Annotated in this window: 11 protein-coding genes and 4 pseudogenes; 8 read left to right on the top strand and 7 right to left on the bottom strand. The window is 69.0% G+C overall.

Going from position 1 to position 12,714, the window contains the following annotated elements; translation table 11 throughout:
* Positions 1–156: 156 nt before the first annotated feature.
* The 4 genes and pseudogenes from OG562_RS45540 to OG562_RS45525 all read right to left on the bottom strand — a co-directional run bounded on the left by OG562_RS45540 (position 157) and on the right by OG562_RS45525 (position 3,848).
* Positions 157–720 (bottom strand): dihydrofolate reductase family protein, encoded by a 564-nt coding sequence (locus OG562_RS45540; RefSeq protein ID WP_266408782.1) that lies wholly within the window; start codon positions 718–720, stop codon positions 157–159.
* Between the two features lie 168 nt (positions 721–888).
* Positions 889–1,444: pseudogene (locus tag OG562_RS45535) on the bottom strand (XRE family transcriptional regulator); the annotation flags it as partial.
* Between the two features lie 113 nt (positions 1,445–1,557).
* Positions 1,558–2,634 (bottom strand): hypothetical protein, encoded by a 1,077-nt coding sequence (locus OG562_RS45530; protein ID WP_323187678.1) that lies wholly within the window; start codon positions 2,632–2,634, stop codon positions 1,558–1,560.
* Positions 2,635–3,221: 587 nt separating this feature from the next.
* Complete coding sequence (locus OG562_RS45525; RefSeq protein WP_266408779.1) at positions 3,222–3,848, bottom strand: TetR/AcrR family transcriptional regulator; 627 nt, start codon at positions 3,846–3,848, stop codon at positions 3,222–3,224.
* Positions 3,849–4,001: 153 nt separating this feature from the next.
* On the opposite strand from OG562_RS45525, the gene OG562_RS45520 reads away from it, so the two are divergent.
* From OG562_RS45520 to OG562_RS45505, 4 genes are all read left to right on the top strand, one after another.
* Entirely contained in the window at positions 4,002–5,000 is a 999-nt protein-coding gene (locus OG562_RS45520) for an NADP-dependent oxidoreductase (protein WP_266408777.1), read from the top strand.
* Between the two features lie 49 nt (positions 5,001–5,049).
* Positions 5,050–5,916 (top strand): alpha/beta fold hydrolase, encoded by an 867-nt coding sequence (locus tag OG562_RS45515; protein WP_266408775.1) that lies wholly within the window; start codon positions 5,050–5,052, stop codon positions 5,914–5,916.
* A gap of 89 nt (positions 5,917–6,005) precedes the next feature.
* Positions 6,006–6,779: a strictosidine synthase gene (locus tag OG562_RS45510; protein WP_266408773.1), complete on the top strand. Its 774-nt coding sequence runs from the start codon at positions 6,006–6,008 to the stop codon at positions 6,777–6,779.
* 380 nt (positions 6,780–7,159) lie between these two features.
* The gene (locus tag OG562_RS45505; protein WP_266408772.1) at positions 7,160–7,762 is read left to right on the top strand and encodes a TetR/AcrR family transcriptional regulator; all 603 of its coding nucleotides are present in this window, start codon (positions 7,160–7,162) and stop codon (positions 7,760–7,762) included.
* 62 nt (positions 7,763–7,824) lie between these two features.
* Here OG562_RS45505 and OG562_RS45500 read toward each other — a convergent pair whose 3' ends face one another.
* Entirely contained in the window at positions 7,825–8,511 is a 687-nt protein-coding gene (locus OG562_RS45500) for a transposase (RefSeq protein WP_266408771.1), read from the bottom strand.
* An 88-nt stretch (positions 8,512–8,599) separates the two neighbouring features.
* Here OG562_RS45500 and OG562_RS45495 point away from each other — a divergent pair, with 88 nt between their 5' ends.
* The gene (locus OG562_RS45495; protein WP_266408769.1) at positions 8,600–8,950 is read left to right on the top strand and encodes a hypothetical protein; all 351 of its coding nucleotides are present in this window, start codon (positions 8,600–8,602) and stop codon (positions 8,948–8,950) included.
* On the opposite strand, the pseudogene OG562_RS45490 reads toward OG562_RS45495, so the two are convergent.
* Positions 8,852–9,064, bottom strand: a pseudogene (locus OG562_RS45490) (transposase); the annotation flags it as partial. The gene OG562_RS45495 and the pseudogene OG562_RS45490 sit on opposite strands and share 99 nt — an antisense overlap.
* A gap of 329 nt (positions 9,065–9,393) precedes the next feature.
* On the opposite strand from OG562_RS45490, the gene OG562_RS45485 reads away from it, so the two are divergent.
* The 3 genes and pseudogenes from OG562_RS45485 to OG562_RS45475 all read left to right on the top strand — a co-directional run.
* Positions 9,394–9,978, top strand: coding sequence for a GNAT family N-acetyltransferase (locus OG562_RS45485; protein WP_266408767.1), 585 nt, complete (start codon positions 9,394–9,396; stop codon positions 9,976–9,978).
* Positions 9,979–10,383: 405 nt separating this feature from the next.
* Positions 10,384–10,563: pseudogene (locus OG562_RS45480) on the top strand (transcriptional regulator); the annotation flags it as partial.
* A gap of 120 nt (positions 10,564–10,683) precedes the next feature.
* Positions 10,684–10,881 (top strand): annotated as a pseudogene (locus OG562_RS45475) (TetR/AcrR family transcriptional regulator); the annotation flags it as partial.
* A 367-nt stretch (positions 10,882–11,248) separates the two neighbouring features.
* Here the strand turns inward: OG562_RS45475 and OG562_RS45470 are convergent.
* Positions 11,249–12,679, bottom strand: a complete 1,431-nt coding sequence (locus OG562_RS45470; protein ID WP_266408765.1) for a family 43 glycosylhydrolase — start codon at positions 12,677–12,679, stop codon at positions 11,249–11,251.
* Positions 12,680–12,714 lie beyond the last annotated feature (35 nt).

Genomic DNA, 12,714 nt, shown 5'->3' with positions numbered 1-12,714 from the left:
CGTCGTGCCAGGGGCTCTGCGTGCGTCTGCGGTCGGGTGCGCTCCGCCCGACTCGCCCTCGCCAGGCCATGGCTCACACCACTTCGCACAGGCCGTCTCCCAGACAGAACGCCACCGTGCCGGCCCGTCCTTCCCACGGCTCGGCGGACGGACCGGCTAACGCGCCACGCGGTAGCGGAGGTAGACGACTCCCGAGCCGAAGGTGCGGGTCTCCACGAGTTCGAGACCCACCCGACGCTCGCGCCGGGGAAAGAACGGAACGCCACCGCCGACCAGCACCGGGTAGACCACGGCCCGGTACTCGTCGATCAGACCCGACGCGGCCGCCTCGGCGGCGAGAGTCGCGCCGCCGATCGCGATGTCGCCCTCCCCCGGCTCCGCTCGCAACCGCTCGACCTCCTCCGCCACGCCGCCGGAGGCCAGGCGGGCAGTGCCCTGCACCGCCGACAGCGTGGTGGAGAACACCACCTTCGGCAGCGGCTTCCAGAGCGCGGCCCACTCGAGCTTCGAGTCGTCGAGCGAGGGATCCTCGTCGGCGGTCTCCCAGTACAGCATCGTCTCGTACAGCCGTCGTCCCAACAGGTGGACGCCGACGCCTCGAATCTCGTCGATCCAGAACCGAAAGACCTCCTCGTCGGGCACCGTCCACTCGAAGCCGCCGTCCGGCCCGACGATGTAGCCGTCAAGCGAGACGCCCATCGAATAAGTCACCCTGCGCATCACACGTCCTCCTCGGCAGCAGGCACGACACTACGACCGCCAGACGCCCCAGAACTCATCACGACTCGCCGGACCCCCTGAGCCGAGTCACCCCACCACACCAACTCGTCCAGAAAACCTCAGCCACCGAAGCATCCAGCCACAACAAGGCGATTGGAGGCACGCCCACACATCGAAGTCGAGGCGCCGAATGACGGTGAAGCGCACCTCCTCCAGGCCGCCGGCGCGGCGGCCGCCGTCCTGGAAGTACACCTCCCTGAGCGCTTCCGCGGCGACCTCCCGCAGCCCCCGGCCGTCGGCGCCCTGCTCCCGGGCATCGAAGAGGCGGACGGCGTACTGCGGCGACAGCGCGACGGTCAGGCGCCGGACGCGGTCCTCGTCGGTGGAGCCGAACGGCGCCGTGCACCCGATCCGGGCCCGGGCGCCGATGACGATGCCGCCGGCCGTCACCGCACTCTGCCGCGCCCTGGCACGGATCCGCGGCTGCCACCCCTTCCCGACCTCGGCCTCCAGGCGCGCGGCGAGGTCTTTGCGGCGGTGTCGGGCAGTGCCGGCGACGCAGCGCTCCACCTGCCGCTGAGACATCCCCAGCAGTTCGGCGACGGCCCCGGCCCCCCTTGAGCTGCTCGACCAGGCACCGCATCTGCGCGCCCGCGCTCTTGGGGACGGAGCGGGCGAAGGCGCGCTGCGTCGCCTTGTCCAGACCGTCCCCGAACACGCTCATCGCAGTCCACTCCCCCGCGTCCTTGCGCGTGACCTCGCCGGTCTCGATGTAGCGGGCGAGGTCGAGTTCCGGCGCGTTGAACTGCTCCCCGTTCGCCTCGACCGGCGCGACGCCTAGCCGAGCTCCACCGCGCAGGCGACGGTTCGCGTCTCGTACCAGGCCGGACCCGTCGGCCGCCCGCCGGTCGGCGTGAACGGGCCGGGCAGCAGACCGGCGTCCAGCTGAGCCCGCTCCACGCCGACCATCCCCCTCGACAAAACGACGCGGGGGCAGGCCGACCAGCCATGAACCGGACAGCTTCGCGTCGAACACGGGGCCCTCGACGTTCCTCGGCGCACCGAGCCCGACGACCAGACCGTTCGCGCCGGCGGCGAAGGCCATGTCGAGTCGACGCCCGCCAGGCAACACTCTGCGCATCCGTCGTCGGCGAGTGGACGCGCCCAGTCCAGCACTTCCTCGAACAGCCTCTCCGCCGGGGCACGCTGGTGAAACCGCGGCAGATCCCTCACAAGCAGGCGCCCGTCGGGAACTTCGCACGGCGCCGACTCGACCGGGTCCTCGCCCAGGCCGCCGGGGTCGTGCCCGCTGCGCCGCTCACCGTCCTCGCCCGGCTCGCTCGCACGGCACTGCGGGCGCAAGACGGTCATCAGCTCCAGGCCGGCCACGGCAGCCGATCCGCGCGGCGCCACCATCCTGGCGCGTACACGCCCAGGAGCCTGGCGAGTTCCGCCGGCGCGAGCCGGGCGACGCCGTCCCAGCGCCGGGCGCCGAGCCCGTTCCACCACGGCACGCACACCTGTCGCGCTCCACCACGGCACGCACAACTGTCCGCAGGAGCGCTCACAGCCTTGCGCCGGGCGGTAGATCCGCGCCCACGGCCCGAAACCGCGCGCGGTCAGCCGCCACTCCGCGCGCGCCAACTCCTCGGCGACCCTGCGGCCCTCCGCCAGGCGGCCCGCCAGGCGTTCCGCCTCGGCACGGCGGGCCGGCAGGCCGTAGCGCTCGCATGCGGCCTCGGTGAGCCTGACCAGCGGGCCGGCAGCCTCGCCGGGGCCGGAGAGCCTCGGCTGACCCGGCTTCGCCTCGCGCAGCGTCCAGTCGACCAGCGACGGAAGGCACTTGCCGGGCACGTCCAGGACCAGGCCGCCGACGCAGCACCCGAGAACCTGGCCGCCGACGACGTCGACCACCGCGAGCAGACCGTTCCCAAAGCACGGGTCGGCACCCGCCGGAACGGCCTTCCCCGCGCCAGGACGACGCGACGCCGACCCCCCCGCCCCGCCCCGCTCCGGCCGCCGGCCGCGCCGCCACGGCCGGAACGAAGACGGCATGACGGGCCGCCGCGCCCCCGGAAGTCGCGACAAGCACAGCGACGGATGCCGCCCCCGCGGGCGACGCCGGGGCGGCCCCGACGGCGCACGCCCCGGGCACGGTCGCGTCCAGCGCAGGAACGAAAGCGCCGAAGCCGACCGGGCACAGATCCGCGAACTGCCCGAACAGCCACGCGTACGCGTCGCGCCCCGCGAGCCGCGGCCCGGCCCTCCCAGACTCCCAGCCCCTCACCACCGCCCACCCTACGTCCAGCACCCCGGCCACCTCGCCCAAAGCCAGCCCCCACACCCGACACAGCCGCACACACCCCGACAACGGCAACAGGAACCGGAACGCGAACAACGCAACGCCCCGCCCGAACAACCCGTAAGGACGACGATGTAGTGCGTGCTCATGAGGTGCTCCCTTTCCAGGGGGTTCGATGGTTTGGTCGTGGAGCGAGTGATCATGCGGCGCGGCGGTAGAGCGCCAGGGTGGCGCGGATCTGGTTGCGGATGTCGGCGAGGACGGCTTCGTCGCTGCGGTGCAGATACACGGTGGCTGTGGTGCTGATGTGGATGACCGCGGTGATCACCCGCGCCAGCGTTGCCGCGTCGGCGGCGTCGATGCAGGCGTCGCGGGTGAGCAGGCCGGTGATGCCGTCCTCGAGGCTGGCGGCAAGGGAGAGGCCCTCACGCCGGTAGGGCTCGGCCGGGTCGCCGAAGACGAGCTCGTGCAGGTACGTGCGGCCGTTCTCGATCTGCTCCCTCACGCACGCCACCACGGGACCGATGAGAGCGACGATTCCCTCGAGCACACCTCCCTGCCCGACGGCGGCGTTCGCGGCGGCGAGGCCGTCGTCGACGGCGGCGGCGAACTTCTCGTTCTGCACCATGATCAGCAACTCCGCCTTCGTGGACGCGTACCGGTACAGGGTGCCGATCGCTACGTCGGCCCGGTCGGCGATCTGCTGCGTCGTGACCCCGCTGACGCCGTGTTCGGCGAACTGCTCACGGGCTGCGGTCATGATGCGCTCGCGCTTGTCCTTCTTGGCCCGCTCTCGGCGCCCGATCGGCGTGTGACCGCCTCCCATGAACGATCCCCTCCCTTGCGGAAACTTCTGAGTTGACTCATAATTGAGCGTACTCGGATTTGCCGGGTGAGGCGAGATCCCCAACGGTCCGTTGAACTGGCTGATCTGGCTACAAATCTGGATAACTAGGATGAAGATAAGGAGCGGCGCCCCATGAGAGCGTTCGTCGTCACCAAGTACAAGGCCCCGCTACAGGTGGCAGACGTTCCCGAGCCCAGCGTCGGGGAGCACGACGTACTGGTGCAGATGGAGGCCGCCGGGCTCAACCCGCTGGACGAGAAGATCCGCGCCGGTGAGTTCAAGCAGATCCTGCCCTACAAGCTGCCGCTGATCCTGGGCAACGACGTCGCGGGCACCGTCGTCCGCGTCGGGACGGCGGTTCGCGGCTTCAAGCCCGGAGACGAGGTCTACGCCCGGCCCGACGCCGGCCGCATAGGCACGTTCGCCGAGCGCATCGCCGTAGCGGAGGGCGACCTGGCGCTCAAGCCCGCTTCGATCAGCATGGAAGAGGCGGGCTCGCTGCCGCTGGCGGCGCTCACGGCGTGGCAGGCGCTGGTGGAGCGCGGGAGGGTGCGGCCCGGGCAGAAGGTTCTCATCCACGCCGGCGCCGGCGGGGTCGGTTCGATCGCGATCCAGCTCGCCGCGCACCTCGGTGCGAGCGTCGCCACGACCGCCAGCGGTTCCAACGCGGACTTCGTGCGCGCACTCGGCGCGGACACGGTGATCGATTACCGCACCCAGGACTTCGAGCAGCTCCTGACCGGCTACGACCTGGTGCTGGACAGCCTCGGTGGGGAGACTCTCGAGAAGTCCCTGCGGGTGCTCAAGCCCGGCGGCAAGGCCATCGGGATCGCCGGTCCCCCGGACCCCGCGTTCGCCCGCGAGGCCGGCCTGAACCCGCTGCTGCGCCTGGCGGTCGCAGGCCTGAGCCGCAAGATCCGCAAGCAGGCGAAGAAGCTCGGCGTGACGTACGAGTTCCTGTTCATGCGCGCCAGCGGCGACCAGCTTCGCCAGATCACCGCCCTCGTCGACCAGGGCGCGTTGCGCCCGGTCGTGGGGAAGGTCTTCGGCTTCGACCAGACCCCGCAGGCGCTGCAGTCCCTGTCCCAGGGCGGCATCCGCGGCAAGGCCGTCATCACCGGCAACAACTGACCCGCCGCGACCGCGACGGGTGACACGAACCACACAAGGAGAAACCATCATGAGCGACAACGGCACCCCGAACGAAGCCGTCATCACCTCCTACGCGAAGGCCCCGGCCCGCACCGTCAGCGTCGACGGCGTCACCTACGCCTACCGCGAGCTGGGCCCGAAGGGCGGCATCCCCGTCGTCTTCTTCGTCCACCTCGCCGCGACCCTGGACAACTGGGACCCCCGCATCATCGATCCCATCGCGAAGGGCCGTCACGTCATCACCTTCGACAACCGCGGTGTCGGGGCATCCACCGGTCAGGTGCCGGACAGCGTCGAGGCGATGGCCGACGACGCCTACACCTTCATCAAGGCGCTCGGGTACGACAAGATCGACGTCTTCTCCTTCTCCCTCGGCGGCATGGTCGCTCAGGCCCTGATGGTGAAGCACCCCGAGCTCGTCCGCAAGCTGGTCCTCACCGGCACCGGGCCGAAGGGCGGCAAGGACATGGACAAGGTCGCCAGAGTCACCTACTGGGACATCCTGCGTGCCACGTTGACCCGTTCGGACCCCAAGGAGTTCCTGTTCTTCAACCGCAACACCGCCGGTAAGCCCGCCGCACGCGCGTTCGTCAACCGGCTCAAGGAGCGCACCGTCGACCGCGACGCGGACATCAAGACCAAGGCGTTCCAGACGCAGCTGAAGGCCATCAAGAAGTGGGGGCGCTCCGCCCCCGACGACCTGTCGACGATCACGCAGCCCACCCTGATCGCCAACGGCGACAACGACCGCATGGTGCCCTCGGTCCTGTCGGAGGACCTGCACCGGCGCATCAAGGGCAGCGAGCTGATCATCTACCCCGACTCCGGGCACGGCGGCATCTTCCAGTACCACCAGGAGTTCGCCCCCGTAGCGGTCGAGTTCCTCGCCCGCTGACCGCTCCGAACACCGGAACCGCACGTTCCTGACCAGAAGGAGAAGGGCAACACCATGAGCACGTCACACCGTCTACCGCGCAACTGCAGGTGAAGAAGCATCTCACCTCCTCGATCCTGCTGTGGGTGCGCACCGATCAGCCCCGCCAGAAGGGACTGGACTACTGGAAGGGCCCGCACTCTGGGATCATCTCCGCCACCCCGGGCCTGGAGGAGTACCGGCAGATCCACCTTGCCGAGCACAATCCGGGCCTGTGGCCGGTGACCGACGGGGTCGAGACCTCGATCCCCGACGACCGGAAGATCGACGGTGTCGCGGAAGTCACCTTCCAGTCGGCGCTTGCACCGCTGCACGGACGCAGGCAGACGCAGCTGGCCTACGCGGACGAGATCAACGTGTTCCGCCGCACCCTGCTCTACGCCGGCCCGCCGAACTCGTCCCGCTGGTACGACGTCGCAGGCCCGGGAGAGACGGTCGGCGCCCGCGCCCTGGTCTACCTCCGCCGCAGAGACGGGGTCGGCGCCGGCGAGTTCCGGAAGTTCGTCAAGACGCAGCTCGTTCCCGCACTCGTCGGCACCGGAGTGCTGAAGGAACTGCGCACGCAGACGTTCCTGCCCTGGATCGAAAAGCTCTGGGACACCCCGAACGTCGCCCACGACAACCCTGACGACCAGCACTTCCACGCCTCCCTCGCCCTCGGGTTCAACGACACCGCGTCACGGGACGCCTTCTTCACCAGTGACGTGATCGAGGAACTGTCCAACCAGCTGACACCGTTCGCCTCCGCGATCCACGCATACGACGTCACCGCCGCCCTCACCTACGTCAAGAACGGCGACATCCTCCCGCGCTACGAAGAGTGAGCAGCGAAGGCGGGAAGCGGGACCTTCGGATCTGCTCATCAGCGACGACTACGACGCCGACACGACACCGCCGAACGCTGGGGCTGGATCATCCGCGCCTTCCCCGACGGACAACTCGACGCATTCGTCGACACCGTCGTCGCCCGGCTCGCGTCCTTCGACCACACCCCACTCGCCTCAGCCAAAGCCCAGATCAACCGGGCATCCCTGCCCCCGGACCCGGACCTGGTCGCCGCCTACGGCGAGTTCGCCCGCTTCCTCACCCTGCCCGGGCTCCTCATTCGCGCCGCCGCGCTGCTGATCGGGCTGTTGCTGGGTCGACCGCCGATATCGTCGGCGGCTCGACGACCGCGGCGGTGCACGCCTCGGAGGATACCGTCATGCCTGTCGCCCCCCAGCCGGTCGGACGGCGCGAGCGGAACAAGCAGGACAAGCTCGACCGCATCATCGCTGCTGCCAGCGGGTTGTTCGCCGAACACGGCGTCGATGAGGTCACGACCCAGCAGATCGCCGACGAGGCTGACATAGGCACCGGGACGCTGTTCCTTTACGCCAAGACCAAGGGCGAGCTCCTCCTGCTCGTGCAGAACGCCAAGTACGCCGAAGCGCTCGAGCGGGGTCGGGCGGACGCCGAGACCATCCCAGGCGTGCTGGACGCGGTGCTGGCAATCGTCCGGCCGATCGTGGAATGCAACCGCGCCCAGATCGACAACGGACGCACCTACCTGCGAGAGATGGCCTTCGGCAACCCCGAGGAGCCCCGGCACGGCGAAGCGCTCGCCATCGTCGCGCAGACCGAGGAGGCCATCGCCGCCGTACTGCACCGAGACGAGCGGGTCACAGAGGGCGACGCCGCGACGCTGGCACACATCGTGTCCGCCGTGATGTTCCTCAGCATGGCGGCGAGCGTGAACATCACCTTGAGCGTTCAGGAGATCGTGGACGACATCCGGGGGCAGGTTGACGTCCTGCTGCCTCGCTGAAGCGCGGCCCGGCTCGGGTGCCATTGACGAATGTGTCACCGATCCTGCTGGCTTATTCGGGGTCACACGGCGAGGAAGAGGTCGAGCCGGGCGAGGTGGCTGACGCGGGTGCGGTCCAAAGGATGCCCCTTCCACCAGGCGTCGAGGCGTATGAGGTTGAGTGCGACAGCGGCGAAGACGTGCTCGATGCGGGTCTTTGGCAGACCGCGGTAGCGGGCGCGTCTCATGCCGGTGACCGCGACGGCCTGGTGGATGGTTCCCTCGACGCCCGCGCGGGTTCCGTACTTGGCTCGCCACTGCTCGTCTGACTGCTGGAGGCGGGCACGGTCGAGGACCTCTTGCAGCTCACGGGCTTCCAGGGAGAGGGTCCGGCCGCCGGTCTTCGAGCGGGTGCACTGGTCGCGCACCGGGCAGGGGCGACATGTCTCCTTGTCGGATTTGATGACGATGGCCTTGGTCCCGCGCTGGCTGGCGGGGCTCCACCAGGTGCTGGTGTCCCCGCGTGGGCAGGTGGCCTGCCGCTTGTCCCAGTCGATGCTGAACGCGGTGCGGTCGAACCCGGCGCCGGCGCGTGCCTGGGGCGAGCGCGTGACCACCACCGCGGCCTCGGTCACGGTGCGGTGGTAGTTCTGCAGCCATACCGTGCGCAGAACCTGCAGCGTCGGGAGTTCGCGCAGCCAGGCCGGCGCGTGAGGCGCGTGCACGGCGTCCAGCAACGTGAACCCGTCCCGGCCATAGACCAGGGCCATGGCCTCGCGCCTGGTCTTGGAAGCGGGTGGGTGCCAGGAGTTGGTCCGCGGACCGTAACCTTCGGCCCACTCCCGCACAGGCACCGCCTTGGCCAGCCAGTCCGGTGCCGCGCAGGCCAGCGTCTCCAGTGAGGCCCGCAGCGTCTCCCCAGCCAACTTCCAGGCGGTTCAGGTCCCGTACCGCCGCCAGCACGCGGGGGGAGTCGGTGCGCTGCTTGCCGCCCGCCTTCACCAGGCCCCGGCCCTTGAGCGCGGTCAGCAGCAGGTCGAGCGCCTTCTCTTCCAACCCTTGCTCGACCGACCGCGCGCGGAACTCCGACAGCGCCGAGGCGTCGAACCCCGGATCGTCCAGATCCAGACCGAGCGCGTATTTGAAGTCCATGCCGTACCGCACCCGATGCGCTGCCGCCCGGTCGGTGAGGTTCTCGGCGAACTGTAGGACCGTCACCAGCGCCAGCCGGCCCGGTGACCAGCCAGGCCGCCGCCGCGCCCCGAACGTCTCGGCGAACTCGGCATCCGCAAACAGCTCACCCAGCTCGTCACGGACCCGCATCGCCAGGGGATACGGCCCCTGCGCCGCTACCGACCGGGCCACCTGCGCGGTCAGCTCCGGCACTTGCGGCCACGGCCTCGGCTGCATCGGCATCCCACACCCCACCCGCGACCGGGAACGCCCAAACGGCCGCTGCTCTACGGGACAACGAGCCGCCAGTCCCACCGATGGTTTCGTAAGCGAGAGCGAGCAACGTTTGTCCACGGTTTCGGGCAGCACTTAGCGGTCGGGCAGTTCGAAAATGTCGATGGGAACTGACAACGCTGGCGCTCGGCTGGGACTGGAGGGACAGCTTCGAGTGCGCGTGCGAGCCGTGCGAGGATCGCGACGTGAACGATCTGCACTTCCGCCTCGCCGAAGACACCGACCTCGCCACTCTCGTTCGTCTGCGTGACGACGCTGCCCGCTGGATGCTCGCCCAGGGCATCACCGGCCAGTGGCAGCCCGGCCAGCTGGACGAGGACCATTTCCGCAAGACCATGGTGAGTGGTGAGGTCTGGCTCGCCGAGGCCGATGGTCGCGTGGCCGGGGCATGGGAGCTGTGGTGGGAAGACGAGGACGCCTGGGGACCGCAGCCGCCGGTGGCCGGCTATGTGCATCGGCTGATGGTGGACCGCAGCACCGCCCAGCCGGGGACGGGGCGGTTTCTGCTGCGTGCTGCGGAGCGCCGCGTTGCCGCGGCGGGGCGGGCGTTCGTGCGTCTGGACTGCCTGGCCGGCAACACACGCCTCAACGCCTACTACCTGAACGCCGGCTACCGGGTCGTCGGCCATAAGGCAGGCAAGCCGCAACCGGGCGGTGCACCCAAGTCGTTCACCCTCCTGGAGAAGACCTTCGGGTCGGCCTCGGGAGCTGAGCGACAAGTGGTGTCAGGTTCCGGTTCCACCGACAAAACCACAACGGGCACAAAATAGGCCAGCAGGATCGTCACCAACCGCAAACGGCGTTCTGCAAGACGAAGGACATACCATCTGGTGTCGGACGATCTTCGCCCAGGCGAATTTCAGCAGGTAGGCGCCGCTGTCGCGGTCGCAGGCAGTCTCGAGCGGAATCCGAGCCGCCGACCGGGCAACATCAGGCGCACCGGGATCTACGCGTTGGGCACCTCTGGCAAGTTCCCCGTGGCTGTCAGCCGGTCATCCGGTTGAGTTTGCGGACGCTCTTGTCGAAGGTCCGGGCGGGGACAATGCTGCGCAGCACACTGACGCGCGCGGCGATCGAGCCGGCGGGATAGCTCAGTTTCGGCTTCGAGTCGCACCGACATCACCGGTCGCCGCCGATGCTCACCTTTGAGCGGGAGGCACCGGGAAGAGCATGCAGCGCTGAGCCAGTGGGGCGAGACGTACACCCTCGGCCCCGAGGGCCCCGTGCTGGACGTCCGTCACACCGACTGCGACGCCCCGGTCCGCGTCGCCGTCGAGCGCTCCGCGGAGCACACAGCCTTCACTCCCGGGGAAGTCACCGCCCGGCTGGGACCTGGCGCCCGCCTCCGCACATGAGCCATCGACCCCGGTCCGTACGATCACTGATCAGCAGCCGAAATAACCTGCCGATCGTAATATTACGTGTGTCAGGTCATGGATTAGTCTTGAGTGCGAGGCAACTGCCTTACGGAGCGAATGAAGGAAGCTCGTGGTGCGCTACGCCAAGGAGACGGCATCAACGGCTCGGGCATCTCCACGCTGATGTCGGACACAGGGCTCACCAACGGAGCCTTCTACGCCCACGTCGCCTCCAAGGACGACCTCGTCGCCGATGTCGTGGCCGAAGAACTGCACACGCAGGTCGCGAGGTACGGCACCCTGCGACCCGGCCGCTCGGCGCGTTCTTGTACGACGTCACCACGTCGCCTCGCACTTCCCGTGAGCCACCCACGGTCGCGCCTTTCAGAATGAGGTTTCTGCGGCGACGCCGCCCCCTCCTCTCCGGACGGGGAGGGCACAGAGCAGTTACCCACGTCTCCCGACTGCGGCTGCAGCTGCGGGGTCGACGCCAAAGGCGTAGGCATCGGAACCCTGAGCGGTCGAGCCCCTCAGCATCACGTCGACGATTAGAGTATGACCGTAATCCAATGGAGTGGCAAGCCGTCGGCTCGACCGTCGTGCCCGCCTGTCCAGCGCCCTCCGCCCTGGACAGGCGGGCATGCTAGCGGTCTCCTGTCACAGGAACACGCCGCCCGGCATGTCAGACGACAAGCCACTGCTGGTTGTACCCGGTGTTGCAGGTCGACTGGTCCAAGGCCGCCCCGTTGGCGGTCGACCCCCCGGCGACCTCGAGGCACTTGCCGCTGTTGACGTTGGCGAAGGTCACGTAGCCGCCGATCACCGCCGTCTTCGTCCACAGCTGCTGTGCGGCTCCGGTGCATGTCGACTGGACGGCGACCGCGCCGTCGGCGGTGGAGGCGCCGGAGATCTGGAGGCACTTGCCGCTGTTGACGTTGACCAGCTCATAGTTGGAGCCGACGGCCGTCGACACCCACTGCTGGTTGGCCCCGGAGTTGCAGTTCCCCGCGTTCACGGCCGCGCCGTCCGCCGTGCTCAGGAACCAGACGTCCGCGCACTTGGCGCTGTTGCGGTTCAGCAGGTGGTTGTTCGCAGCCCCCAGGGGGCCGGCGAGGACGGGCCAGCCGCCGGAGAAGGTGACCTGGCGGATGTCGAGGGTTTCCTGCCCGGAGTTGTTCCCGTCGTAGTAGTGGTAGGCGAGGAACTTCGACGAGCCGTCGTCGTAGGCGTCCGCCCCGCCCGCGGCCACCCTCGGGTAGGCGCCGGTGAGGACGCTGGTCCCGCCGCCGGAGGCCATGTCGGTGCCGTTCTGGTCGAGGTACGGTCCCGTGATGCTGGTGGCCCGGCCGACCACGGTGTAGTAGGTGCTGTTGACCCCGTTGCAGCAGCCCCCCTTCGAGCCGAAGAGGTAGTAGTAGCCGCCGTTGAGGATGATCGTCGGGTTCTCGATGCCGACGGCGATGTGCCAGAGGTTGTTGTCGGTGGTGGAGAGCTTGCCGGTGGACTGGTCCAGAACGTGCATGTAGGTGCCGCTGCCGGTCCAGGAACCCCAGGAGATGTACAGCCGGCCGTCCGGACCCCAGTCGACATTGGGGTCGATCGGGTAGTTGACGTCCGTGACCAGGCCCTGGTCGGTCCACGGGCCCTCGATGTTCGTGGCCGTGGCCAGGCCCATCACCGCATAGTTCGTGCCCCAGAGCGAGCCCGCGTAGTACAGGTGGTACGTACCGTTGAAGTACTTGATGTCGGGGGCCCAGATGTTCGGCGGGGTCGAGCCGAGCTTGGCGGTGATCCAGGACGGTGTCGAATCCCAGACGTTGCCGATCTCGGTCCAGCCGGTGGCCGGGGTGCTGTCGCAGGTCCTGCGCTCGGTGATGGAACCGCTCGGGTTGAGCGAGTCGTGCTCGAACCCGGTGGAGAACCCGTAGTAGCAGCCGCCGACCTTGATCACGGAGGGGTCGTGCATACGGATGTCACCGCCGAGGGCCTGCGCCGGACCGGCGGCGGCCAGACCGAGGAAGACCATGAGGGCGGCCACGATCGCGGCGAGGGCGGGATGACCGCGCCGTCTGTGGATTCCGGCGCGTGGACCTCCGGTGCGCTGGCTGGTCATGCGAACTCCTTTGTGTCGCTGATGTGCAGGTGCGA

This window comes from Streptomyces sp. NBC_01275 (genome assembly GCF_026340655.1).
Taxonomy (GTDB): Bacteria; Actinomycetota; Actinomycetes; order Streptomycetales; family Streptomycetaceae; genus Streptomyces.
The sequence above is the reverse complement of the archived record's forward strand: the minus strand, read 5'-3'. Positions and strand labels throughout refer to the sequence as shown.